Annotated in this window: 22 protein-coding genes and 3 tRNA genes; 7 read left to right on the forward strand and 18 right to left on the reverse strand. The window is 40.9% G+C overall.

Annotation, left to right across the window (positions count from 1 at the left end):
• Positions 1–143: 143 nt before the first annotated feature.
• From DWX33_RS11485 to DWX33_RS11525, 9 genes are all read right to left on the reverse strand, one after another.
• Positions 144–1,646 carry a glutamine synthetase family protein gene (locus tag DWX33_RS11485; protein WP_122380439.1) on the reverse strand — a complete coding sequence of 501 codons (1,503 nt, stop codon included), beginning with the start codon at positions 1,644–1,646 and terminating at the stop codon, positions 144–146.
• A gap of 18 nt (positions 1,647–1,664) precedes the next feature.
• A complete protein-coding gene (locus DWX33_RS11490; RefSeq protein WP_005868641.1) occupies positions 1,665–2,615 on the reverse strand; it encodes a glycerophosphodiester phosphodiesterase family protein in 951 nt (316 codons plus the stop codon).
• Between the two features lie 80 nt (positions 2,616–2,695).
• Positions 2,696–4,291, reverse strand: a complete 1,596-nt coding sequence (locus tag DWX33_RS11495; protein ID WP_122380440.1) for a sulfatase — start codon at positions 4,289–4,291, stop codon at positions 2,696–2,698.
• Positions 4,292–4,338: 47 nt separating this feature from the next.
• Positions 4,339–5,811: a sulfatase gene (locus tag DWX33_RS11500; protein WP_233570175.1), complete on the reverse strand. Its 1,473-nt coding sequence runs from the start codon at positions 5,809–5,811 to the stop codon at positions 4,339–4,341.
• Between the two features lie 159 nt (positions 5,812–5,970).
• A complete protein-coding gene (locus tag DWX33_RS11505) occupies positions 5,971–7,518 on the reverse strand; it encodes a sulfatase (RefSeq protein ID WP_005868645.1) in 1,548 nt (515 codons plus the stop codon).
• A 48-nt stretch (positions 7,519–7,566) separates the two neighbouring features.
• Positions 7,567–9,054 (reverse strand): RagB/SusD family nutrient uptake outer membrane protein, encoded by a 1,488-nt coding sequence (locus DWX33_RS11510; RefSeq protein ID WP_005868646.1) that lies wholly within the window; start codon positions 9,052–9,054, stop codon positions 7,567–7,569.
• Positions 9,055–9,072: 18 nt separating this feature from the next.
• The gene (locus DWX33_RS11515) at positions 9,073–12,378 is read right to left on the reverse strand and encodes a TonB-dependent receptor (protein ID WP_122380442.1); all 3,306 of its coding nucleotides are present in this window, start codon (positions 12,376–12,378) and stop codon (positions 9,073–9,075) included.
• 250 nt (positions 12,379–12,628) lie between these two features.
• Positions 12,629–13,474 (reverse strand): FecR family protein, encoded by an 846-nt coding sequence (locus DWX33_RS11520; RefSeq protein WP_005868648.1) that lies wholly within the window; start codon positions 13,472–13,474, stop codon positions 12,629–12,631.
• Positions 13,475–13,709: 235 nt separating this feature from the next.
• Positions 13,710–14,306, reverse strand: coding sequence for an RNA polymerase sigma factor (locus DWX33_RS11525; protein ID WP_122380443.1), 597 nt, complete (start codon positions 14,304–14,306; stop codon positions 13,710–13,712).
• 268 nt (positions 14,307–14,574) lie between these two features.
• Between DWX33_RS11525 and DWX33_RS11530 the strand changes: the two genes are divergently transcribed.
• Both DWX33_RS11530 and DWX33_RS11535 read left to right on the forward strand, forming a co-directional pair.
• Positions 14,575–15,834: a putative DNA modification/repair radical SAM protein gene (locus DWX33_RS11530; protein WP_122380444.1), complete on the forward strand. Its 1,260-nt coding sequence runs from the start codon at positions 14,575–14,577 to the stop codon at positions 15,832–15,834.
• A gap of 26 nt (positions 15,835–15,860) precedes the next feature.
• Positions 15,861–16,625: a TIGR03915 family putative DNA repair protein gene (locus DWX33_RS11535; protein WP_094582202.1), complete on the forward strand. Its 765-nt coding sequence runs from the start codon at positions 15,861–15,863 to the stop codon at positions 16,623–16,625.
• 245 nt (positions 16,626–16,870) lie between these two features.
• Here DWX33_RS11535 and DWX33_RS11540 read toward each other — a convergent pair whose 3' ends face one another.
• From DWX33_RS11540 to DWX33_RS11570, 7 genes are all read right to left on the reverse strand, one after another.
• On the reverse strand, positions 16,871–17,668 hold the full coding sequence (locus DWX33_RS11540; protein WP_008772537.1) for a DUF1080 domain-containing protein: 798 nt from the start codon (positions 17,666–17,668) through the stop codon (positions 16,871–16,873).
• An 87-nt stretch (positions 17,669–17,755) separates the two neighbouring features.
• On the reverse strand, positions 17,756–18,220 hold the full coding sequence (gene queF, locus DWX33_RS11545; protein WP_005868655.1) for a preQ(1) synthase: 465 nt from the start codon (positions 18,218–18,220) through the stop codon (positions 17,756–17,758).
• Between the two features lie 9 nt (positions 18,221–18,229).
• A complete protein-coding gene (gene queC, locus DWX33_RS11550) occupies positions 18,230–18,904 on the reverse strand; it encodes a 7-cyano-7-deazaguanine synthase QueC (RefSeq protein WP_005858432.1) in 675 nt (224 codons plus the stop codon).
• 77 nt (positions 18,905–18,981) lie between these two features.
• Positions 18,982–19,716, reverse strand: a complete 735-nt coding sequence (locus DWX33_RS11555) for a bifunctional 2-polyprenyl-6-hydroxyphenol methylase/3-demethylubiquinol 3-O-methyltransferase UbiG (RefSeq protein WP_005868658.1) — start codon at positions 19,714–19,716, stop codon at positions 18,982–18,984.
• 35 nt (positions 19,717–19,751) lie between these two features.
• Positions 19,752–20,114, reverse strand: coding sequence for a VOC family protein (locus DWX33_RS11560; protein WP_005868660.1), 363 nt, complete (start codon positions 20,112–20,114; stop codon positions 19,752–19,754).
• A 98-nt stretch (positions 20,115–20,212) separates the two neighbouring features.
• Positions 20,213–21,019: a helix-turn-helix domain-containing protein gene (locus DWX33_RS11565; protein WP_009276098.1), complete on the reverse strand. Its 807-nt coding sequence runs from the start codon at positions 21,017–21,019 to the stop codon at positions 20,213–20,215.
• 101 nt (positions 21,020–21,120) lie between these two features.
• On the reverse strand, positions 21,121–21,594 hold the full coding sequence (locus DWX33_RS11570; protein ID WP_005868663.1) for an Lrp/AsnC family transcriptional regulator: 474 nt from the start codon (positions 21,592–21,594) through the stop codon (positions 21,121–21,123).
• Between the two features lie 163 nt (positions 21,595–21,757).
• Here DWX33_RS11570 and DWX33_RS11575 point away from each other — a divergent pair, with 163 nt between their 5' ends.
• Positions 21,758–22,630, forward strand: a complete 873-nt coding sequence (locus tag DWX33_RS11575; RefSeq protein WP_122380445.1) for a DMT family transporter — start codon at positions 21,758–21,760, stop codon at positions 22,628–22,630.
• A 44-nt stretch (positions 22,631–22,674) separates the two neighbouring features.
• Here DWX33_RS11575 and DWX33_RS11580 read toward each other — a convergent pair.
• Positions 22,675–22,747, reverse strand: a tRNA-Phe gene (locus DWX33_RS11580).
• Positions 22,748–22,955: 208 nt separating this feature from the next.
• On the opposite strand from DWX33_RS11580, the gene DWX33_RS11585 reads away from it, so the two are divergent.
• A tRNA-Pro gene (locus tag DWX33_RS11585) sits at positions 22,956–23,029 on the forward strand.
• A gap of 66 nt (positions 23,030–23,095) precedes the next feature.
• A complete protein-coding gene (locus DWX33_RS11590) occupies positions 23,096–23,770 on the forward strand; it encodes an HAD family hydrolase (protein WP_057326608.1) in 675 nt (224 codons plus the stop codon).
• A gap of 5 nt (positions 23,771–23,775) precedes the next feature.
• Here DWX33_RS11590 and DWX33_RS11595 read toward each other — a convergent pair whose 3' ends face one another.
• Complete coding sequence (locus tag DWX33_RS11595) at positions 23,776–24,381, reverse strand: RNA polymerase sigma-70 factor (protein ID WP_005858709.1); 606 nt, start codon at positions 24,379–24,381, stop codon at positions 23,776–23,778.
• Positions 24,382–24,516: 135 nt separating this feature from the next.
• Here DWX33_RS11595 and DWX33_RS11600 point away from each other — a divergent pair.
• Together DWX33_RS11600 and DWX33_RS11605 are read left to right on the forward strand one after the other, a co-directional pair.
• Positions 24,517–24,589 (forward strand) — tRNA-Trp (locus DWX33_RS11600).
• A 203-nt stretch (positions 24,590–24,792) separates the two neighbouring features.
• On the forward strand, positions 24,793–26,370 hold the full coding sequence (locus DWX33_RS11605; protein WP_122380446.1) for an SUMF1/EgtB/PvdO family nonheme iron enzyme: 1,578 nt from the start codon (positions 24,793–24,795) through the stop codon (positions 26,368–26,370).
• The last annotated feature ends 2 nt before the right edge of the window (positions 26,371–26,372 follow it).

Below are 26,372 nucleotides of genomic sequence, written 5' to 3' on the forward strand. Positions count from 1 at the left end.
CTCTAGAATATTTTCGTTTTAATTTATGGCCTCTCTTGTGCTCGGATATTCAAAAAAACGCAATGGAAAGTTCAAGAAATGAAAGCAGGGCATAAAAAGGGTGTGTCATGACACACCCTCTTGTGAAACCATAAAAAAGATTTTCAGCCACAATGGAAATAAGTATTGACCAGCTTCAACATCTCTTCCGGATTATTCTCTAGGTCCTTGCGTAAAGAAGCGTCATCATAAGATTCCAGTTTACGGATGATGCCGTCTATCATACTCGGACTAAATACGTTATATTTTTCAAAAACAGCACGCTGTTGTCTTAAACGGGCGGCTGAGGCTGCGCAACTGTCTGGGAGTTGATCCAATGTCTTTAGGCGATCTTGATTCTCTTCCTTATGAATATTCACGTTTACATAAGTCTTCTCAGCGATCTCCAAAGCATCGTCGATCTCAAAACCATGGCGGCACGCAACTGCCAATCCTGCCAATAATTGGTATAAATCAGCGGAGCCATCCGGTGAGCGCATCTCGATCGTTTGCTTTTGGCTCGTATCATAATGGCTGGCAGGTTCCAATGGGTTCGCCAAAGCACACATGTCCGTTTTTGCGGCCCAACCTAGCGGAACACGAACTAAAACTGAACGATTCCGATCTCCCCAACAAATATTCGTAGGTGCTTCTTGGTGTGGAACCAAGCGGAAATATGAGGTTGGGTTCGTATTTCCAAAAGCCGTAATAGAGGAAGCTAAGCACATCATTCCAGCGATAGCCTTACGGGCGGTTTCGGATAAGATACCATTCGCTAACATCTGATTCTTGCCATCTTTCATGATACGCATATGGACATGCAGACCGGAACCTGCTTTTCCCACCGTAATTTTCGGAGCGAAAGTGATGTTATATCCATATTCATGCGCTAGATTGCGGATCGCCCATTTAGCGATCATCAATTGATCCGCTGCATTTTCCGCAGGACATGGTAAGAACTCGATCTCATTTTGCTCATAGATCAAACCATTTAACGTAAAGTTACCAACTTCTGAATGACCATATTTAATTTGTCCCCCGGCTTGCGCTATGCAGTGCATGCACTCCGTCCGGAACTCATTGAACTTAGCGTAAGGAGCGGATTCATGATAACCTTTTTGGTCGGTAGCAGGGAAAACGCCTTCATCCGGTGCGATTACGTAATATTCTAATTCACCCATTGCCTCAAATTCCATTCCCGTCACCTCATGAAAAGCCTTACAAGCTTTATGCAAGGTATATTCCGGGGAACTTTCTAAGGGTTCTCCATCCTTATTGAAGAATGAGCAAAGCATGGTAAGCGTAGGTAATTCCGCAAACGGATCCTCGAAAGCCGTACGGAAACGGGGCACCACATACAGGTCACTACTTCCCGCCTCGATAAACGAGAAAAGACTAGAGCCATCCACACGCTCACCGCAAGTCAAGATCGCATCCAGATAGGCCGCATTGTTGATTACAAAGTTTAGTGTTTTCAAACGTCCGTCGCCTGCAGGATACATAAAATTAACCATCTGGATATCTTTCTCATAGATATAACGGATAATGTCCTCTTTCGTAAACTCGGACGCTGGCTTTTGTAAAAACTCCACTAATACGTTGGGAGTCATTTCTAGTTCTTTGTTCATGTCTTATATTGATTATGTTTATAGTGTAGAGAAAAACTTTCCTTTGGAACTGCTAACCGGAATCAAGCTAGAGATCGCTTCAGCAACCTCTATAGGTCGGTCAGACTCTATGATGTCCACACCTTGACGGATGATCATACGGTATGCTTCAGCACGACTTTCGGGTGTGGATAGTTTATCGTCGGAGGGAGCGGTAGATATCATGCACATGACACCTCTTTCATGTAACATATCGATCACCTCACGGACTTCGGGGGTAATCTTCGGACCTACGTAAGCCATGATATGATTCCAAGGTATACCGTTATCCTCATAGTCTTGAACCGCCTCTTTCGTTTTCACGAAAGCCTCAAACATGAAATTCGGATTTTTCTCGTAAAAGAAACGAGCCGAGGCACCATCATGAACCGTAATCATTACATAAGGTTCCGCTTGCATATCGGTAATCAACTGAGCAGTGCGCTCCATCGGAACATCCTTCTTATCAAGGATTAGGATTGTTTTTCCACGGGCCCAACGAATCGCTTCCTCTAAAGTCGGGATACGATAGTTTGTGATATTTCCTTCGGGATCCTTCAAACGGAAATTTTGCAATTCTTCCCAAGTATAATCAGAAACTTTCCCAGTCCCATTACTGGTACGCTCCAGTGTATCATCGTGGAAAAGGACGATAACACTATCTTTGGTTAACCTCGGATCTATCTCGAACGTGGCAGGAGTATAAGAGAGGGTATTTTCAAAGGTTTCCATACTGTTCTCAGGATAGCCTTTTCCCCGTCCACCTCGGTGTCCACTAATTAAAGGAATTCGGTCATCGGCATATTGGTAGAAAGATATCAAATCATCTACATTTGATATCTGTAGCGTATTCATTCCGTTGTATTCAAGCTCCTCCTTTGGCGTGTTCAATACGCAAGAACCACAAAGCAGGGCCAGCATTAAAAATCTGGCGGATAAATTGATTTTCATTTCACGATCGTATTTTAGGTGAATGATTCTTTCTATCCGCCAAACTTACACAAAATAAATGATTTTACAGAGTTAGCACCTTAATATTCGTCAACTTTCTGGTCTACACGGAACTTATCCAAACGTGCTTGCAGGCGAGTTTGGATATCAGCATATTCCGGATTATCGTATAAATTATTCAGCTCATTCGGATCACTTTGCAAATCGTAAAGCTCATTGCAATTAATCGCGTCATTATGCTCATTCTTCTCTCCATAGAAATGGATCAATTTATAACGACTGTCACGTACGCCATCGTGGCGACGTACCATATGGATAGCTGGATAATCATAATAATGATAATATAGATACTCACGCCAATCTCTTGGTGTCTCGCCTCCAAACAAGGGGACTAAAGAAGTTCCTACCATATAATCAGGTTTCTCGATACCGGCTATATCCAGATAAGTCGGGGCATAGTCAATGTTCTGTACTAAGGCCGTACATTCACTTCCCGCCTTGATTTTAGCAGGATAACGGATAATCAACGGCGTACGGAAAGATTCTTCATACATGAAACGTTTGTCGAACCAGCCATGTTCACCCATGTAAAAACCTTGATCCGAGGTATAAACGATCACGGTATTATCCATAAGCCCTTCTTTTTCCAGATAGGCGATCAAACGCCCTACCTCATCGTCAATCGATTTGATGCAACGTACGTAATCCTTGATATAACGTTGATATTTCCATTTAACCAAATCCTCACCTTTCAGGTTCTCGTTAATGAATTTTTCGTTACGAGGCTTATAAGAAGCGATCCAAGCCTCCCGTTGTTCCGGGGTCATACGATCCAAAGAGGCCTCCCAACCACCAATATTCCATTCCTTTTTATAAGCCTCCTTATCTTTAAGCTCATCTACCTTCAAATCATAAACCAAAGTCATATTTTTGTCTATACTCATCTCTTGTGTACGTGCGGCATCGCAACGAGTAGCATAATTATCATTGAAAGTATCTGGATATGGGAACTCTACATCCTCATATAAATCCATATATTTCGTATCCGGCATCCAGTTACGATGTGGAGCCTTATGATGAACCAGCAGGCAGAAAGGCTTATCCTTATCCCTCTCTTCCAAAAACTCGATAGCGTGATCGGTCGTAAGGGTCGTCGCATATCCCTCTTCTTTTACATACTTGCCATTCGATTCATTGCTTTTAAACTCTGGATTATAATAATCTCCCTGATCCCATAACACATGATAATAATCAAAACCTTTCGGCTCACATTGCATATGCCATTTACCGACAACACCTGTTTGATAACCGTGCTGTTGTAAGATTTCAGAGAAGAATACTTTTGTCGTATCAATACCTTTTCCTAATTGTCTTTGTCCGTTTTGATGGCTATAAAGACCGGTCATCAAACAAGCACGGCTAGGAGTAGACAGAGAATTCTCTACAAAGGCTTGCCTGAATAACATTCCTTCCGCAGCCAAACGATCTAAATTTGGTGTTGGTGCCAATTTACCTAGCGCATGTCCATAAGCGCTAATAGTTTGATACGAATGATCATCCGTCATGATATGGATGATATTAAGCGGCTTCTCTGCCACTTCTTTTTGCCCGGTTCCGCATGCGGAGAATAAGAAGGCCGGAGCCAAGAAGACCCCATAGTTAATCGCATTCTTCATGTATTCAAAATTTTAAAATTACACAAACGTACAAAAAACAGAAATTATCACCAATAATACTTCCGGGCTATCTCAGCCATAGTCGGATATTTACTATCCTCATCGTCATATTGTTGTTTCAATTCCAACAGTTTTGTCTTCAACTCTTTAATCAACGCCTTTTTCGATGGGTCGTGATACAGGTTCTTCATTTCCATTGGATCCTCTTTCAAGTCATACAATTCCCATTCGGGAGTTCTGGACTCATTCTTGGTCCCGGTCATTCCCAACGACTCTCCATAATAGAATATCAATTTATAGCGATCCGTACGGATACCATAGTTGGCTGTCACGTTATGGTCGTTATCCGCATTCATCCAATAGCGGTAATACATAGCCTGTCTCCAATTAGCTGGGGTCTCATTTCTCAAATTCGAGCGGAAACTTTCTCCCTGCATTTGGCTAGGCTTGTCCATTCCGGCATAATCCAAAAATAGAGGAGCGAAATCGATATTCAATGTTATATCCTTATTATCCGTGCCGGGTTTGATTTCTTTCGGATAACGGATAACAAACGGCATACGCAAGCATTCCTCATACATCAATCGTTTATCAAACCAACCATGTTCCCCCAAAAAAAATCCTTGGTCTCCGGTATAGATGACAACCGTGTTTTCCGCCAATCCTTGCTCATCCAAATAGTTCAAGATACGCCCTACGTTTTCATCAATACCAGCGATACAGCGCAAATAATCTTTAATATACAATTGATAAGCCCAATGGCGCAACTCATCACGGCTCATATCCGTAGGTATATCCGTTTTCACATCCGTCTGCCTCAAATGCTCCATGCTCATCCGTAGCAACTCCGCATACTCTCCCTTGCCCTCATATGTGTCCAATAAGTTCTCCGGCTCCGGGATCGTTACATCTTTCAATAAATCCTTGAAACGCTCGGCGGGTGTCCACGGTCTGTGAGGAGCCTTGAAATGGCACATCATAAAGAAAGGCTTGCTCTTATCTCGATTTTCCATATATTTGATAGCCTCACTTCCTATCACGTCGGTAGAATGCCCTTTATACACTTTACCCGTTCGGGGATTCGCATGCGGATCATTCCCCCATGTACCTTTTTCTATAAGCATCGGGTCATTATAACGGCCCTGTCCAGGCAAGATATTGTAATAATCAAAACCTGTAGGTTCCGCATGCAAATGCCATTTACCGAATATAGCGGTTTGATATCCTGCTTGCTGCAAGCATTTCGCTACATTCGGAAGATCCGGATCTAATGGATCTTGCAAAGTATATACACCATTCTTTTGGCTATATTGTCCTGTGATAATCGCTCCACGGCTCGGGGTACTGATTGAGTTCGTCACAAAACAATTCCTCAATATTGCGCCCTCATGCGCTATTCGATCAATATTGGGGGTCGGTAAGACCGTTGATAAAATTCCACCATAAGCACTTACCGCCTGCGAAGCATGATCGTCAGACATGATATAAATGATATTCGGTGTCCTATCATTCTGTGCCATGGCTGTTTGAACAGCACTAAAGTCATATAGGAAAATGCTTGATAATAAAATGTATTTGCATTTCATCGTATTTGTATTAATTTATTATACCAAACTTTTATAAAGCTATTAATAAAAAAGGATATATTATAATCCTTCATAAATCATACTTCTTGCGAATCAGTAATGCCCTTGATTCCGATGATCCGTGTGAGGTCTCACGGTTCGTTTCAAAGGGATATTCATTCCATCCGTAGACTCCAGCCAGTCATAAATCTGAGCATTCAATTGTTTGATTGTCTCTTTATATTCAGGTTCCGCAATCAGGTTCGTAGTTTCATACGGATCATTTTGCAAATCATAGAACTCATTCGTATCCCAAACCCCATGATAACGGATATACTTATAACGATCGGTGCGGATACCATGCATCGTTGGTGTCTGCGGAAATTCATATTCCCAATAATACTCGTAGAAGATATGATCTCTCCAATCCACCTTTTCTCCCTTGAGCAAAGGCAAGAAAGAATATCCCACCATCTGCTCAGCCTTTTCTAAACCCGCACAAGCCATAATTGTAGGAGCGACATCTACATTTTGTACCATATTCTCTATTACCTTACCTCCCTCAAACATACTAGGGCAACGAACCAACATAGGAACTCGCACAGATTCCTCGTAGAACTGTCTTTTGTCGATCAATCCATGTTCTCCCCACGCAAAGCCATTATCACCCATGTAAATAACCAACGTGTTATCATCTAACCCTGCTTCTTTCAGATAATCCAAGACAGAACCGATACTTTCATCTACAGAACGCAAGGTCTCACAATATTTACGAACTTGAACATCCCAAGGACGGCCATGGTAGGAATAGTCCACCCCATGCCAACTTTCTCTTTGACTTTTCACCCAATCCGGAGCCATTTTTTCTCCATAATACTCTTTTCCAAACGCAGCCTTTCCTGTTTTCTTATCAATAGTCGGCAACTCTTTAATGCCATAATGAGGCGTATTGAAGTTCGGAGGTAATACCAATTCCTTATTTTTATAACAATCCTTATGGCGCTTTGCGGCTGAAAAATTGTCGTGCACACCCTTATGAGACAAATAGACAAAGAACGGTTTATCCGCTTGTTTTTGTTCTTTCATGAATTGGATCGCATGGTCGGTCAAGAGATCCGTAACATAGGTACTGTCTTTATATTGTATCCATTCCCCATTTGTATTTATACGAGGGTTATAATATTCCCCCTGCCCCTTGAAACCTTCCCAATGATCAAAGCCTGGTTGAGGAGCCCCTGAGTCATTTCCCATGTGCCATTTTCCAAAGAAAGCAGTTTTATATCCACACTCCTGCAAATATTGTGGAAAAAAGATCAATCCATCAGGAAGAGGAGCGGCATTATCAACCACCTTATGGCTATGTGAATACATGCCGGTCAAGATGGAAGCACGGCTGGGAGAAGAAAGAGAGGTCGTAACAAACGCATTTTTGATATGCGCTCCTTCCTTGGCCATCCGATCCATATTAGGAGTTTCCAACCAAGGGATCGTATTCATGAACCCCATATAATCATACCGGTGGTCATCCGAGAGAATAAAGACAACATTTAATGGTTTCGTTTTTTGTGAAGTATTGTCTGCTTCCTGATTTTTAGGCTGGCAGGCCAAACATTGACTTACGATAGTCAATGAAAACAAGGTATTATTGATATTTGTATTCATATTGATAAAAGTTGAGGAGCTGTAAGTTTTACAGCTCCAATTAACATTTTATGACCAACCCGGATTTTGCGTTAGCTCAGGATTCAAATCCAATTCCCGTTGAGGAATAGGCATGAGAATCATGTAATCCTTTATATTACTAGCAATGTCCGTCTTATTCTTCTCAGCGACTTTCGCTTCGTATGTGCTGTGCTCTTTCATCCGTTTTATGAATGTACCTGTACGTACGAGGTCAAACCAGCGATGTCCTTCTATCGGAAATTCCAAATAACGCTCTTGTAAGACTGCTGCCCGGAAAGCATCTTTAGACAAACCCTCATAATTTTCAGAAGAATCACCAAACGCACGCTCTCGAACACGATTTAAAACTTGATGAGCTTTCTCTGATTCTCCGATTTCATTTAACGCTTCCGCATACATAAGCAAGGCATCCGAATAACGGATGATATGCATATTGATCTCACAGAACTTAATAGCCGTTAATCCATCTTGCCAATACTTGCCAAACAAAGGAATACTTGATATCAATTCCTTTCCATTTACAGGGTTCGTATAATGCGTTCTTAAATTCACGGCTTTACGTTTATCATTTTCCTTAAAGGTATTATTTAATTCCATAGTGGGAATATCCGCCTCATTAGATCCACTAACTCCGATCGGTTCAGGCAAAGAATATTTGGGTCCCGTTAAACTCATTTCATCATTATGAGGTAATGGGTCCGCCTTATATTCAATATAAAAGACAGCCTCTTTACCAGCTTCAGTATCCAAGTTCCAATTATCTCCATACTCCACATGTAAACCATACCCATAAGCACCTTCTTGTTCAACAACCTCTGCCAGTTTTTCCTTTGCTTTGGAATAATCACCTTTCGTCAAATACACCTTTCCTGCTAAAATCTTGGCAGCACCTTTTGTCGCACGCCCTATATCTGTAGTCCCATATTCTGAGGGATAAGGAAGGGCACTTTCCGCATCTGTCAAATCAGATAGAATCTGTTCATAGATCTGCTCTTTCGCAACTCTCGGCCCCATAGCATCATCTATTGTCTCTAACTGAGTCACCAAAGGAACATCTCCAAAAAAGCGGACTAAATTGAAATAATAAAGAGCACGTAAGAATTTTGCTTCTGCTATAAATCTTTTTTGTAAATCAGGATTCATAGTAACAGATGGAATGTTATTAATAGCGGCATTAGCTTTCATAATGCCCGAATAATTATTTTGCCACATATCTCTAATAAATGTGTTTTCCGGGGTGTGACGCAAAAATTCCAAGTTCTGTAGAAAGGCATTAGGCATACCAAGACCGTTTTTCATCCCATCACATGTAAGATCGCATAACATATACATGCACCTACTATAAATACTATTAAGTTGTTGATAAGTTGCATCAACTGCCGCTTGGGCATCTTTCTGACTCGTGTAAAAGTTATCCACGACCAGCCTGTCTATTGGTTTCTCGTCTAAGAAAGAACACTGTACATTGAACAATGAGAATATTGATATACAGCCAAATATTATATATTTATTCATGATAATACAATTTAATTATTACTTAATATCAAGTTTTATACCAAACATAAATGTACGAGATTGTGGATAGCCACCGAAATCTTCGCCCGCTTCAAGCGTAGAGGCACCTCTATAACTAACTTCAGGGTCATATCCCCGATATTTTGTCCATGTTAATAAATTTTGTCCAGTCACATACAGACGCAAACCTTGGATATGCTTTAAGTTTATTTTAGGAAAGCTATAAGATAGTGATAACGTTTTCAATTTCAGATAAGAGCCATCTTCTATAAATCGATCACTTACCAATAAGGCTCTATTTGTTGTTGCCTTTGGGTATATGTTACTCGGATTTTCCGGTGTCCAACGATTTACCATGTCCGCATAAGCATTTTGCCCACCTGTTGGATTCTCCAATTCCATGGCATTATAATTAAGAATCTTATTTCCATAGGAATATTGTAAGAACACATTAAGTTCGAAGCCCTTATAAGCAAACGTATTTGTTAATCCTCCGAAAAATTTAGGATTAGCGTCTCCCAATATTTCCCTGTCATTAGCGGCATCTACCTTTCCATCACCATTTAAATCCTTATATCTACGCAAACCAACACCAATAGGTGAAGCAGATGAAGTTTGTTGCTTACATTCTTCCTCATTTTGAAAAATACCATCAAAACGATATCCATAGAAAACACCAATGGGCTCACCTACAATCAAGCGACGTACAGAGCCTGTTTTTAAATGCCCATCGCCTTCTGCCATTTCCTTATACTCTTCTCCGCCTAATTCAAGAACTTTATTCCGATTGAAGGCGATGTTAAAAGCGGTTGTCCAACTGAATGCCCCTGTCAAATTATCACTTTCTATTGATAATTCATATCCTTGATTTTCTATGCTACCTATATTCTTCAACATGGTTTGATATCCAGATGTAGCAGGAACTGCAACACTATACAGCAGGTCTGTTGTTTTCTTCTTATAATAGTCTGTTGTGATGCGTAATCTATTATTGAACAAGCCTAAATCTAAACCAATATCAAATTGTCCGGTGCGCTCCCACTTTAAGTCAGGATTAGGAATTTTGTTTGGGAAAAATCCTGATACGAGTTGATTCCCTAAGATCCAATTACTAGTACCTAAAGTTGCCAATGATTCATATACACCGATCTCCGTATTACCTGTAAAACCATAACTGGCTCTTAACTTTAAATTCGAAATGACTTCTTTTACAGGCTCCATAAAAGCCTCTTCCGATATTCGCCACCCAGCAGAAGCGGAAGGGAAGAAACCATATTTGTTGTTTGTCCCAAAACGAGAAGAGCCGTCAACACGGGCATTCACGGAAAATAGATACTTATGTTTCAGCGTATAATTAATACGAGCTAAATACGACATCAAACTCCATTGAGTAGCGTTGGATTCCGGTTTGTTATAAACAGAACCAGCTCCCAGATTATTATAAAGCATTACATCATTCACGAAATTTGAGGAGGATCCCATTACATATTCCGCATTATTTTTTTGCATCGTAAAACCACCCAACAAGCTTAAGTCGTGCTCCTCTGCAAATGTTTTATTCCAAGTCAGTGTATTTTCGTTCAGCCAATTTATACTTTTATTTACACCTACATAAGCCGAGGCAACTCCTCCAGACTGATAAATATTGGACGGGGTATATCTGTTTGTCTTATGATACATCACATCCGCTCCCAATGATACTTTCAGTTTTAAATCCGGAATGATCTCCCATTGTGCATAAATATCTCCAAGCAAACGTGAAGTCGCATTATTAAATTTCCGTTCTTTTGCTGTCGCTACCGGATTTGGAACTAATATTCCAGGAACATTAATTTGAGTGTATGCACCTGTCAACTCATCTTCATATACAGGCTGTATAGGATTCATTCTTAATGCACCAGAAATAGTTCCGTCTTCTCCTCCAGTATCAGTTGCTACGGAATTACTAATCGTATGGCTGGCGGTCATGTGTGTTCCCACACTAAAATTCTTGAATATTTTACGATCCAAATTCAAGCGTATGGAGTAACGCTTGAAATCAGAGTTGATAACAATTCCCTTCTGATCTGAGTAATTGCCTGATATCGCATATTGTGTCTTCTCGTCACCACCCGAAAAACTTAATTGATATGTTTGCGTACTTCCTCCACGAAAGATCTCGTCTTGCCAATCCGTCCCATTACCGATCTTTGCGATCTCAGATAAAGCCGTAGCATCATAATAGGGTTTCAATCCATCATTTGCATAAGCCTCATTCACTAATTTCGCATAATCTTGCGCATTCATGACATCTATCTTTTTGGATACGTTTGATATTCCAAAACTTGCCTCAAAAGAGATAATATCCCGTCCCTTTTTACCGCTTTTTGTTGTGATCAATACGACACCATTCGCCGCACGTGCTCCATAGATCGCCGTGGCGGCGGCATCTTTCAAGATCTCTATAGACTCAATATCTGATGGATTCACTGTAGACAAACCACTCATCTGTGTCTTACCACCCGTATTACCGAAACCACTACCACTATAAACAGGGAAACCATCGATAACATATAGAGGCTCGTTTCCACCTTGCAAAGAACTACTGCCACGTACCCGAATAGAGGCTACGGCTCCCGGCATACCAGAGGTTTGGATTACTTGCACACCAGAGGCTCGACCGACTAAACCTTGATCGATAGAAGTCATGGGCGTTTGCTGTAATTCAGCTGTTTTAACAGAAGATACAGCACCCGTTAAATCACTCTTCTTCACAGAACCATAGCCAATGACAACAACCTCATCAATATTTTGGGTATCCTCAGTCAGTTGGATTTTAAGGGAACGTTGCTTGCCTATTTTTACTTCTTTAGTCATGTAACCGATATAAGATATCAGAAGTATATCCTTTTCCGACGCATCTAAACTGAAATGCCCATTCATATCGGATATGCTACCTATAGAGGAACCTTTTACGATAACATTTGCACCAATGATGGGTACATTCGCTTGATCGGTAATGATACCTGTAATTTTACCATCTTGTTGGACCATCCGAGGCTGTTCATTTTTCTTGTAGATTATGATATGTTTATCATCGATTGTATAAGACAAACCTTGTTTACCAAGAATGCCATGCAATACTTGGTTGATACTTTGCTTATTAGCCTTCACAGAGATCTTCTCATTAAGATTAATCTCATCATTCTTATACCAAAAAGAGTATTCACTTTGGTGCTTGATCTCTTCAAGCGCCTCCGAGATAGTAACATTGTGCAGATTCAATGATATTTCCGCTACTTGAGAGTAACCCGTTTTCGCGGATGCGCAAAATAAGCTGAGCATACATAGTACAACAGATAGTCTCATGATGTTATATGTTTTTTTTAGGTTAACATTAGGCATATAATGCCTTGTGTGTGAAATAAATTTCATACTTTTGCAATGATTTAAAGTTTTTAATTGTGTTGCGATAATTAAGACTTGAGTCTTTAGAAACGGAAGATGTTGGTAGCATTTTCCGTTTTGTTTTTCTCTATTCCCTCTTTTTTCTATTTCATAGGCATATCGATTTAACGTTTATAACTCATTTGATTTACTTTTTCGAGATCGTGATTTGATCCCCTTCTATCTCATACTTTATAAGTCGATTAGCGGTCATGACCCGGAGGATTTGGTCTATGTTCTCTCCCCGTACGAAATCACCGGTAAAAGCTGCGTTCCTCAAATCATTCCCGAGGATCTGTATCCTTACGTTGAAACTCCTTTCCAGTTGCTTAGCGATTTTCTCTAGTGGATAGTTGGTGAAATAGAATTTACCACAAATCCACGAAGTATAACTTTGTAATCTCACTTCTCTCTTGATAAAGCGATGTGAGGCTTTCATATATTTTATTTGCTGTCCCGGCATTATCTGGATGAGATTTTTAGTGTCAAGTCCGACACCGACTTTCCCTTCCGCTAAAGTCACCTCTATATTATCATCGTCATCATAGGCCTTCACATTAAACTTCGTTCCTAATACTTTCACCTTAACATTTTCAGCGCTAACGATAAAGGGATGCTCCTTGTCGTGCGATACCTCGAAGAATGCCTCACCGTTCACCTTTACCTCCCTCTGCCCGGAGACGAAAGCTGTCGGATAACTCAATGTCGTACCGGCGTTGAGGATCACTTTCGTGCCGTCAGACAGGACTACGGAGGATCGCATTCCCATCGGATTCACCATCTCTACCATTTGGCTGTTCAGTTTCTTGTAGCCTTCGTGGAAAGAGATATAATTGGAGATGCTGAACAAAAGCGTGACGGAGGCGGCGACCGCAGATATTCTCAACCAAAACCTTCTGCGCAAGCTGCGTTCGATACGGTTGTTGACCTCTAGGAAGATATCTTCCCTCATTGCGTCACCCATTTGCTTTATGATCTCTTTTCTTGTCTCCATATTTCGTCTTTCTTATAATAAGGAGTAAGGATCGGTGAAATTCGTTTAAAGAGAAAGACATTTTTTTTAAAATGTTTGAAATATGTCCTAGATGCATAAAACATCCAAATAATTGTCGTGTAGAAAGTCATTTTCACCTAGTATTACTCCCTTCTGTGTAGAATATATACTTTAAGTGCTATAGGATATATACTTCAAGTGCTTTGGAATATATACTTCATTGGCTAATTTGATTTTATTGGAAAATGGATATTAATATGAAAACAAACGAAATATCAGGAAAATCCGATTTCAACCGTTTTATTAACTTCTCCACCGCAATCTTCATTTGCACTCGGACCGTACTCTCTTGGATGGATAGGATTTTAGCGACCTCCTTGGTACTTAATCCTTCCTCACGGATCATCAAGAATATTAGGCGACATTTTTCGGGAAGCTCATCAATTGCTAGATTAAGAAGTTCCCGCATTTCTTGCGATTCCAACATACCCTCAGGAGTAGCTTCTTCCTCTGGTTCAAATGAGCATAACTGATCCATCTGGATTTTATTGACACTATTGCTTCTTGAAATATGACGAAGCGCTTCGTTGCGTACCGTTATATACAAGTAAGTATCTATATTGTCTATCTCTTTTAAGCGTGCTTTTGATTTCCAAATGGAAAAGAACACGTCGGACACGACCTCCTTGCAAGCCTCTTTCTCTCCAAGGCAATAATACGCAAAACGGAATACCTGATCGTAATACAAATTATAAAAGCGCTCAAATGCCCCTCTGCCGTCTGAAGAAACAGAGGATAACAAGTTCATAATATTTTGTTTAGATACTTTCATGCCCTTTTATACTTAGAGAAAAAGCGGGTTGTCGCCTACACTTCGTAAGGTATCGCCAGAGACCTATGCACACGTAGACAAGCAACCCGCAGATATAGCGAGGGCTTGTGCCTTGTGTGCTGTTAAAACTGGCGATTTCAACGAAGTAAGGCACTACCAAAATTTTCACGATACAAATATAAGGTTTTTATCACATTTAAATCTCTTTAAAGCGTACTATTGATTTCTGTGAGATCATTATCTTTGTACGAAACATATCGGTGAAATTATGGACGAGAAAGTGCTCGAGAAATTGAAAATCTTGGCCGAGTCGGCAAAATATGACGTATCCTGCGCTTCCAGCGGAACCTCCCGTTCGCATAAGAGCGGGGCTATAGGAAGTGCCGCGGGATGGGGCATTTGCCATAGTTTCGCTGAGGACGGACGGTGCATCTCGCTTTTAAAGATCATGCTGACGAATTATTGTATGTATGATTGCGCCTACTGCATCAACCGGCGAAGTAATGATTTGCCGAGGGCTACACTCTCCGTTACCGAGTTGGTGAATCTTACGATCGAGTTTTACCGGCGTAATTACATTGAAGGATTGTTTTTAAGTTCCGGCGTGGTCCGAAACCCGGATTACACGATGGAACGGTTGGTGAGAGCCATCAAGGATTTGCGTCTCGTACATCACTTCAATGGATACATACATATGAAGAGTATCCCCGGAGCCAGCCAAGAATTGGTAAATGAGGCTGGGCTTTACGCCGATCGTTTAAGCGTGAATATAGAGATCCCGAATGAGGCGAGCTTGCAGACTTTAGCTCCGGAAAAGGATTTTAAAAGCGTATTTGCCCCTATGCGTTATATCCAACAAGGCGTATTACAAAGCGCCGAGGAACGCAAGCGTTTCCGGTATGCCCCACGATTCGCTCCCGCCGGGCAAAGCACGCAGATGATCGTTGGCGCTACGGCGGATACCGACAAGGATATACTTCGTCTATCATCGGCCTTATATCAGAGACCTACGATGAAGCGTGTTTACTATTCGGGATTCATTCCGGTAAATGCGTATGATAACCGTCTTCCGGCACTTACCACGCCTCCGCTGGTCCGTGAGAATCGTTTATATCAAGCGGATTGGTTATTGCGTTTTTATCAATTCAAGGTAGATGAGATTGTCAATGACGCATATCCGGATCTGGATCTAGACGTGGACCCGAAGTTGGCTTGGGCCCTGCGGCATCCGGAAGTCTTTCCAGTAGATATCAATAAAGCGGATTACGAGATGCTTCTTCGAGTTCCGGGAATTGGCGTGAAATCGGCAAAGATCATAATCGTTTCCCGGCGTTACGCTAATCTCGGTTCAGAGCAGTTGAAGAAAATAGGAGTGGTCATGAAAAAGGCTAGCTATTTTATTACTTGCCGGGAACTCCCGACGCAGACCGTGAATGAGGTCAGCCCTGAAACCGTCCGGCAACTATTGACGAGAAAGAGCGGAAAGAAAGTAGACGATCGGCAGCTTATACTGCCTTTTATAGATTAACGCCTGTTTTATAAGAAGGATTGATAATGATTATATTTGTTTACGACAAGACTTTTGAGGGATTGCTTACCGCCGTATTCGATGCCTATTCCCGCCGGACTTTTCCGGATTTGTTATTAGCCGAGGGCGAGCCATTTCCATTGTTCTATGACGAGGCGATCCGGATTTATACGGACGACCGGAAAGCAGAACGGGTATGGAAAGGGCTTGAGAAGAAAATCTCCAAGTCTTCTCTTTCCGGGTTGACGGTAACTTGGTTGTCGGAATTACCGGAAGTAGACCTGTTGTTATTCAGATATATCCGCAAAGCGATCGATGCTCCAGCTACGATTGAGTTCAATCTTGGTGACCCGGACATATTGGAAACGGCCAAGATCTGGAAGAAAGTAAACAACGAACGCTTGCGAGTGATGCAATTCTTTCGTTTCCAAAAAGCGGCGGATGGAACTTACTTTGCCGCCATCGCACCTATATATAACGTATTACCTTTGGTATTACCTTATGCGCAAGACCGTTTCGCTGATCAGCAATGGCTCATTTACGACTTAAAAAGAGAGTATGGATATTATTATGATCTTAACGATACGATAGAAGTCCGTTTCGAAGAGAAAGATTCACACTTATTGACCGGATTGCTCAGTGAGGATATCATGGATAAGGATGAGAAACTTTTTCAAAGTATGTGGAAAGAGTATTTTAAGTCTATCGCTATCAAGGAGCGTTTAAACCCACGGCTTCATCGCCAACATATGCCGGCTCGTTTTTGGAAATATATGCCGGAGAAGAGATAATAGTATAATTGCTATTAATCAGCCAATTACAGTTTTTGTTAATTTCATTATCGAAAAACTAAAGTTTTTTCAGCAGGAAACTAGAGTTTCTCCATTGGAAAACTTTTGTTTCATCTAAGGAAAACTAAAATTTCGTGCTATAGAAAAAAATGTTTCTCTCATATAAAACCAGCCTGTTATTTAACGAAAAAGGGATGAGCTTAATATCAAGTCCATCCCTTCTTATTACAATCAACACGTTTCTCTTATAGCTCACGAATCCAGATATTACGGAAGCTGATCGGCTCGCTAGGATCGCCATGGCTCTGTAGGATGATAGGGCCTGCGCCATGTTTCTTCACTTGTGGGAAACCGATCCACTCTGTCGTACCCAATATCGTCGTATGGTTCTGCAAAACCACGCCGTTCTGGATAACCGTTACGGTTGGATGCGTGCGATAAGAACCATCTTCCTTGAAAGTGGGGGCGGTATAAATGATATCGTACACGTTCCATTCGCCCGGTTTACGCATGGCGTTGGCCAAAGGAATGGATTGTTTGTAGATACTACCCGTCTGGCCGTTCACGTAAGTCGGGTTATTGTAGCAGTCTAACACTTGAACCTCATACATCCCTTGCAGGAAAATACCGCTGTTACCTCTCGACTGGCTCTCTCCAGTGATATTCGTCGGGACCTGCCACTCGATGTGCATCTGGAAATCGTTGAATTTCTGTTTGGTCTGGATATCACCTTTCTTCTTGTTTACGGTAAAAACGCCATCATGTACATCCCATTCGGCCGCACCGCCTTTTACGCTCTCCCAAGCGGAAAGATCCTTGCCGTCAAACAAAACGATAGCGTCGGAAGGAGCCGTGAAACCTCCACCTTTTAAGTCTGTACCCGGAGTGACAACGGGAGGAACCGGTTCGTAAAACTCGGACATCTCATGCGTGATACCGGCATAACCTGTAGGCATCTTGAACTCTTTTTTCTTGTCTTGAGCAACAACGGTAACGCAACCCGCTAAAGCGAAAGCCGCAACTGTAAGCAATCTTTTGTTCATGGTCTAAAATGATTTATTAGTTAGTTAACATTTCTTGCTGCAAATATACCGTTTTTTGCCGAAACAGATAACGATTTGTCAGAAATCTTATTGATTATGATCAAATAATCTTTTCTCGGCCAACTGCTCAAACTTGGTGTTCGGACGACCGTAATTGCAATACGGATAAATACTTATACCGCCTCTCGGTGTGAATATACCAGTAACTTCGATATATTTCGGATCCATTAATTTTATCAAGTCCTTCATGATAATATTCACGCAATCCTCATGAAACGCCCCATGGTTGCGGAAGCTGAATAAGTAAAGCTTCAAGCTCTTGCTCTCTACCATTTTCACGTCGGGGATATAATCGATATGAATCGTAGCGAAATCCGGTTGTCCGGTAATCGGGCAGAGACTGGTGAATTCCGGGCAATTAAACCGTACCCAATAATCATTTCCTTGATGCTTGTTCGTAAAAGCCTCCAATACCTCCGGAGCGTAATCCTGTTTATATACGGTAGAGCCACCTAATAAATGCAACTCTCCTTCTTGTTTTCTCTCGTCCATTTCTTTCATTTACTTTTGATTCTCTTCTTTCCTTTTCAGATATTTCTCCAATCCGTCCTTACGAAGTTTGCAAGCCGGACAATGCCCACATCCCTCAGCCATAACACCGTTATAGCAAGTCAGCGTCTGCGTACGTACTAGATCAAAGACGCCCAGCTCGTCCGACAATTCCCAGACTTCGCTCTTATCCCGGTCCATAAGTGGGGTATGAATTACGAATTGCTCATCCATCGCCAGATTTAATGTTACGTTAAGAGAACGCACGAACGTATCCCGGCAATCCGGATAACCACTATAATCAGCCTCGGAGACACCCGTTACCAAATGATAAATCCCCTTACCACGGGCTAAGATAGCGGCGAAAGTAAGGAATACCATATTACGGCCGGGCACAAACGTATTCGGATAGCTATCCTCCGGCTTCTCTTGATCCATCTCTATGCTCGCATTCGTAAGCGAGCAATTGGGATCTAACTGGCTGATAAGCGATACGTCCAATAACTGAAAAGGTACGTCCGCATCCGCGGCGATCTTTCGAGCGACCTCTATTTCCAAGGAATGTTTCTGTCCGTATGTGAAGCATACGGCCTCTACACGTGAAAAATGCTTCTTCGCCCAGAAAAGGCAAGTCGTGGAATCTTGTCCACCCGAGAAGCATACCAAAGCGGCATCTTGTTGTTTCATATCTTTCTTGTTTTTAATACGTGGTTTAGCAAGCACACGGAAAAGACATCTTTTCAGCCACAAAGATACGCTTTTTTTTAATTCTTTCGAGCGGCGATAAGCAACATCATCGGACGGCGAAGTTCGTCTCGCATCCCGGGAACCGTATCCAGCATCGATTCGTCCGGTTGAGGCTCCACCAGATGGGTGATACAGAAACCCGCCTTGATCAATCCGTTCACGTAAGTCGTAAGTGTCTTATGATATTTGGTTACATCCTCTCCCAAAAAACGAGCATGCCGGATTCCCTCTTGAAAATAATGATCCACCGGCCAATGCGCAGGTTTCCCTTCCGAATCGTAAATCCAATCTTGATTGCCATAAGCAGTAAAAACGGGATGTTCCACAGAGAAGACAAAGACACCCTCTTGCGTTAAACATTTATATACCTCTGTACAAACCGTATCGAACGACTCGAGATAATGGAATGTCAAGGAGCTGATCACGATGTCAAAAGAATTTGGAGCAAAATCAAAATCCTCGATTGCTATTCTTTTATATTCGATCAACGGGGAGGGATTTATCTCCCGTGCCTTGTCTAACATCTTCCCAGAAAGGTCAATGCCTAAAGCGAAGGTCGCCCCTCGCTCTATGGCATATCGACAATGCCAGCCAAAACCACACCCTAAATCCAATACACGCTTTCCGTTAAAATCAGGCAACATCTTCTTTAGCTCATGCCATTCTCCTGCTCCTCTCAGCCCTTGTACAGAGCGAGACATCTGACTGTATTGACCGAAAAAGCGTTCATCATCATACTTATTTTCTTTCATATTATATATTGTAGGGATATCTTGGCCAAAGATACTTATTTTTCGTAGATACCGACATGATTTCCTTCGCTATCTTCTAAAACGGCGAAGTATCCTTTATTTTCCGCTTCAATCTTTGTCTTGGGTATAATAATTTTACCCCCTTTATCCAATACTTTAGATAAAGTGTCCTCGATATCTTGGCTATTAAAATGGATTAAGATACCATCCGGCGAAGGTTGATAACTAGGAGCGTAGAACAAAGCCCCAACCGCTTCTCCTTGCTCGATAAAACAGGCCATCTTCTCTGTCTCACATTCGGAAACCGATAATTTTAGTCCCAAAATAGTTTCATAGAAATCGATCGCTCGATAAAAGTCTACAGTTGGAATCTCGAAAAAAGCAATTAAATTGTTCATTTTGTTTTCTTTTTATAGTTACTGTTAATGTCCTCGCGAAGACATCACAAAAGTAGAGCGTATCGTATCTATAGGATAGAAGAAAAAGGACATCTTGATCACTCCGAGAAATAATCAGAATAAGGAGCGCATAAGGAAAGATACTCCGTGGGTGTATAGCCGGAAAACAGCTTAAACTCTTTTATCATATGTGACTGATCTGAAAACCCACATTCATAAGCTAATTGAGCGAATGAAATGGATGGATTCTGTTGTACCTTAAATAAAGCCCGTTGCATCCTAACGATACGAAGAAACTCTTTGGGCGTAGCTCCTACATAATCTAAGAAAATGCGGTTGAACTGTTTAGAACTCAGGCATGCGGTTTCAGATAACTCAGAAATATTAGTTTTCGCTTGTTCATTTATTTGATGGAGGACTGCGGATATTCGCTTTAAATTATATTCATAGCCTTCAAACCTATAAAGACGGTGAATCAAAAACTGCTCGATCAAGCGGATGCAAGTTTCATGATCATCAGCCTCTATCACTTTTCTGGATAATATTGATAATTCCAAATCTTCTATAGCATCCACCGCTATAAGTTCTCCATAAAAGAACTTAAGGGGAAGTTGAAGGATGGCTCTTGCCGCGTACGGCTGAAAAACAACCGTGATCATTTCAATCTTTCCGGCTGACATCACATCTGAAAAGTTGAGGCATTGCCCACAGATGAACGCTTGAGGCTGCGATTCTTTTTTTCCTACTAATAAAAGCCTTTTACCCCTATGAAATACTAATTGTATGCAGCCCGTTGGTAAAGTCCGTTCAGATACAGAAACATCCGCGCCATCTTCCAGTATCCAATAATATCTCACATAAGGAGTTAATATATGAATAGGCTTTATTATTTTAAATGACTGCATCTTATAGAATTTAATTTATCGGGGCAAAGGTAAATAACCCCTAATCAATTCTATAGTAAAAAAGAGACATTTCATATTAATACTGCGACATTAAGCTTCAATCAACTATTTTTGGGTATATTCAAAACTGTAGTATTCTTGATTTCATTAAGTACAAAAGAGCTTTGCATCTTCACGATGCCATGAACCTTGGTTAATTTCTCGAACACAAATTGATTATAGGCATCTAAATCCTTAAGAACCACTTTGACAAAGAAATCATAAATACCTCCCGTCGAGTAACATTCCATTATTTCATCGATATTCCGTATTTCTTCTTTGAAGCGTTCGATATGCTCATCATCGTGTACAGCTAAAGATACATTACAGAAAATGATCAAGGGTAATCCTATTTTTTTATTGTCGACCAATGCCACATATCCTTTTATATATCCTTCGTTTTCTAAACGTTTGATTCGTTCGTAAATAGGAGTCTTGGAGATATGAAGTTTCTCAGAAAGCTCTTTTGCATTGATCTTCGCGTCCTTTTGCAAAGAATGAAGAATTTCAATATCTGTCTCATCAAGTAGTGCCATAGTTTTTTTTCCTGTTTTATTTGATTTAATATCCCCGAATTAGAATTATAGAATGCAAAACAGGACAAAAATAGGAAAATTATCGTATTTAAGATTGACATATAGGAAAACAATCTTCTTTAAATAACTTTGCAGCAAATAAAAATCTAATTCTAACACAATTATGTTTAAAAGTAAAGATCTTCTGTATCATAGTATCGCCATATTGACAGTCATTATATGGGGAACAACGTTTGTCTCCACAAAAATACTGATTAATACAGGATTATCACCGGTTGAGATATTGTTATACCGTTTCGTGCTTGCGTATTTTTGTATTTTGACTATAGCGCATCGACGGTTGTGGGCTAATTGCGTAAAAGATGAATTCTTATTGTTCTTGTCTGGATTATGTGGTGGTTCCCTATACTTCATAGCGGAGAATACGGCACTGGGCATCACATTGGCTTCCAACGTTTCATTATTGATCTGTACAGCACCGATCATTACAACGGTATTGTCTCACCTATTTTATAAAGAATCTCTTAGGAAAGGACTGTTATATGGATCTTTAGTTGCCTTATTTGGAGTCGGATTAGTTGTTTTCAACGGCAGTGTTCTTTTAAAAGTAAATCCACTTGGTGATTTTCTCACTTTAGTTGCCGCTACGATGTGGGCTTTTTACTGCCTTATCCTAAAGCGTTTGAGTCGTTCTTATCCCACCTTGTTTATTACACGAAAAGTATTTTTTTATGGGATACTTTCTCTTTTCTTCTATTTTGTGATCTACCCTTTAAATATCAAACTAGAGTTATTGAAACTGCCAGTCGTATATTTAAATATATTATTTCTGGGTGTCATCGCCTCAATGCTTTGTTATATCATGTGGAATACGGCAGTCAGAGCCCTCGGAGCATCAAAAACAGCCAATTATATTTACATTGTCCCTCTGGGCACCTTGATAACTTCTGCGATTTTTCTATCAGAAACTATTACGATAGCTTCTGGTATTGGCGCTTTAGCCATTATTAGTGGAGTTTATATCGCAGAGAGGTAAAAATAAAGAAGGGTTACTCATATGAGTAACCCTTTGATTTTCAGTGGTGCCACCAGGAATCGAACCGGGGACACAAGGATTTTCAGTCCTTTGCTCTACCAACTGAGCTATGGCACCATCATGTCGTTTTGTATATCGTTGTTTCGATTACGGGTGCAAAGGTAGGTATTATTTTTAATCCAGCAAATGTTTTGAAAGAAAAATTCACAGGACAGTAAATTATCTATTTTTCCTGCAAAAAAATCCACTTTTCTCTTGCAGGTTCAAAAACAATGTGTACCTTTGCACCCGTAATCGAGACAACGATACAACAAAACAAAAAAAACGGGATGTAGCACAGTTGGCTAGCGCGCCACGTTCGGGACGTGGAGGTCGGAAGTTCGAGTCTTCTCATCCCGACTCATCAAAAAGGCAAGAATCTTGAAAGAGATCTTGCCTTTCTTTTTTCAATCCTATTAATATCTAATGAATAACAAAAGGTATCAACATATATTGTTCGATCTGGACGGTACATTAACCGATCCTATGATTGGTATTACCAGTTCTGTAAAGTACGCCCTCTCCTATTTCAATATAGAAGTAGAAGATTTACGATCTTTATGCCCTTTCATCGGGCCACCATTAAAAACATCCTTTAAGGACTTCTATCAGTTTACGGATGAGCAAGCAGATGTAGCCATTGCTAAATACCGGGAATATTTTTCAAAACAAGGTATTTTCGAGAATACCCTGTATCAAGGTATTGAAGAATTACTCCGTTTGCTTACCGAAAACGAAATGAAAATCTACTTAGCCACCTCAAAGCCGCAACCCTTCGCTCAACAAATTCTAGAATATTTCCACTTAGAATCTTATTTTGCATTTGTTGGAGGAAGCACATTCGACGGAAGCCGTTCCGAAAAAGCGGATGTAATACAATATGTATTAGACAGCACCGATATAAAAACACGGTCTGACGTAGTCATGATCGGTGATCGTAAATATGATATAGAAGGGGCCAAAGCGAATAACATAGATTCAATAGGAGTCCTTTACGGCTACGGGGATGAAGAAGAACTAGCGAATGCCGGAGCAAACAAAATCGTTACTGATATAAAAGAACTATCATCTTTCCTTCTAACAGGGAATATCCCCATATAGAAAGCTTAAGCAGATCTATAAATCACATTAAAAATAAACATCAGCAATAAAGAGAATGAAATATTTGGAAAGCTCGGCTTCAACCGGGCTACCAATTTTTCTATAGCGATCTTCATCTGTACACGAACCGTACTCTCTTGAACCGATAATATTTCCGCGATCTCCTTCGTTTTCAATCCCTCCTCACGAGACATCAAAAACACAAGACGGCATTTCTCAGGAAGTTCGTCAATCGCTTTATCAAGCATCTCTCTCATCTCTTTTAACTCCAAATGCTCCTCCGGAGAACCCTCATCTTCCTCTTCCATTAATGGCAACAACTCATTTAAAGAAACCCTATTCAAGTCTTTATTCCTTGCTTGAAAACGAAAAGACTCGTTACGTACGGAAATATATAAATAGGTATCTATATTATCAATATCCTTTAATCGTTTCCGAGATTGCCAGACCGAGAAAAAAACATCTGTCACAACTTCACGGCATGCCTCCTTCTCGCCTAAACAATAATAAGCGAAGCGAAAAACCTGATCATAATATAAATTATAAAAACGTTCGAAAGCTCCCCTGTTATCTACCGACACAGATTCAAGCAACCCTTTGATATCTCGCACAAAAACTCCCACTCCTTTTTCTTTGATTTGGCAAACATACTAAATATAATCTAAATGCCTTTTTAAAAAGCAGACTATTTTTTCTCATATTTTACTTGCATATTCAAATTATTAAACTACTTTTGCACCCGCAATACGGAAGTAGCTCAGTCGGTAGAGCACTGGTCTCCAAAACCAGGTGTCGGGAGTTCGAGCCTCTCCTTCCGTGCGTGAGCGGCAACACAATGAATATGTGTTGCCGCTTTTTTATTATTCACCCTCTCTTCCCATTGCGATAAAAAAGCGTAAATAAGACAACATTTTTCGTTAAAGACACTATTTTTTCTTTCAATATATAAAGGAATATACTACTTTTATTGCCGATTTTAAATCTAATTGAGACTTAGTGTAAATCGTATACCATAGAAACAGATGACAACTAACAAATTTTCAAATCGATACTCGTCTGAGAGGAAAAAGTATTTTTTCAAAAGTAAGGCGTTTATCCTGTGCCTCGGATTATTTTTGGGAGCTGGGATTATGATCGCCCTTTATAAAACATCTGTATATTTCTCGACAGATGAATCTTGTATGATGTGCCACGTGCATCCTCACGTAGAAAACAGTTGGAAACTTTCCAAGCATGTAAATAATGGAAGTGGCGTTAAGACACATTGCGTAGCTTGTCACCTCCCACCCCAAACAAATACTTGGAAACATTATAGCGCAAAGGCTAAATTGGGTATGAAAGATGTTTGGTCATACTTGACTAAAGACAGTGCGGATTTCAATTGGGAAACTAAGTCCGAGTTGGAACACGCCGTTAAATATATCCCCAATGAATCTTGTAAGGAGTGCCATCAGAACTTATTCCCCGAAGGAATTACCGATGATGGTGTAACGGCACATTTATATTATGATGAGAATGAGAAAAAGCTAGATCTACAATGTATTAGTTGCCATTTGGATGCAGGACATTACAATCCGAACTACAATCACTCCAAGATGGTTGGCATACCGGGACAAAACACACCCGGGGCAACCTCGATAGATACCATCCTGTTTTTTAAGGAACCAACTACAGTTACCTCTTTCACCGACTATGTAGAACAAATTCCCGGAACAATGGTCTCATTCAAGATGATTGCTATCCCCGGAGGTTCATTCAAAATGGGTAGTGAGGAAAAAGAGGCATTTCATAAAGCAGATGAGTCGCCTGTACACAACGTAACTGTCAGTCCGTTTTTCATGGCTGAGGTCGAGGTGACTTGGGATCAATACTGGGCTTTCTATGGGAATACGATGAGTGAGGGCCGTACCCCGCCAGAGACCGTGTACGCAAATAACAGTAATCCGAATGTCGATGCCATCTCCGGTCCGACACCTCCGTTCGGTTTCCCGGATCAAGGCTGGGGTGGCGGAGATCGCCCGGCTATTACAATGACTCATTATGCGGCCGAGACTTTCTGCCAATGGTTATCCAAGAAAACAGGAAAGACTTATCGTTTACCGACCGAGGCGGAATGGGAATATGCGGCACGTGGCGGCACGGAAACGCCTTATTTCTTTACGGGCAATCCAAAAGATTTCTCCGATCAAGGCTTCTGGCGTAAATTTTTCGACGCAAAGACTGATAGTATAGGTTCTTATGTGATTTATAGCAAGAACAGCAAAAATAAGACGCAAGAACCGGATTTGGTAAAAGCCAACCCTTTTGGGTTAAAGAATATGTTGGGTAATGTAATGGAATATTGTGCCGACAAGTATGATCCTGAAGCTTACGCTAAAAGCGGAAGTAGCGCCACAGATCCATTAGTTACTGAAGGTACAGAATGGGTAGTGAGAGGCGGTAATTACACCTCCGATGCGGCAGATCTTCGCTGCGCTTCCCGTGATTATACCAAACATGAAGCTTGGTTAAAAACCGATCCGCAACAACCGAAGAGTATCTGGTGGTACTCCGATATCAGAGGAATCGGTTTCCGTGTTGTATGTGAACCTAATAAATAGTG

Origin of the sequence: Parabacteroides sp. AF19-14, assembly GCF_003635485.1 — a bacterium.
In the GTDB taxonomy this organism is placed as follows: domain Bacteria; phylum Bacteroidota; class Bacteroidia; order Bacteroidales; family Tannerellaceae; genus Parabacteroides; species Parabacteroides distasonis.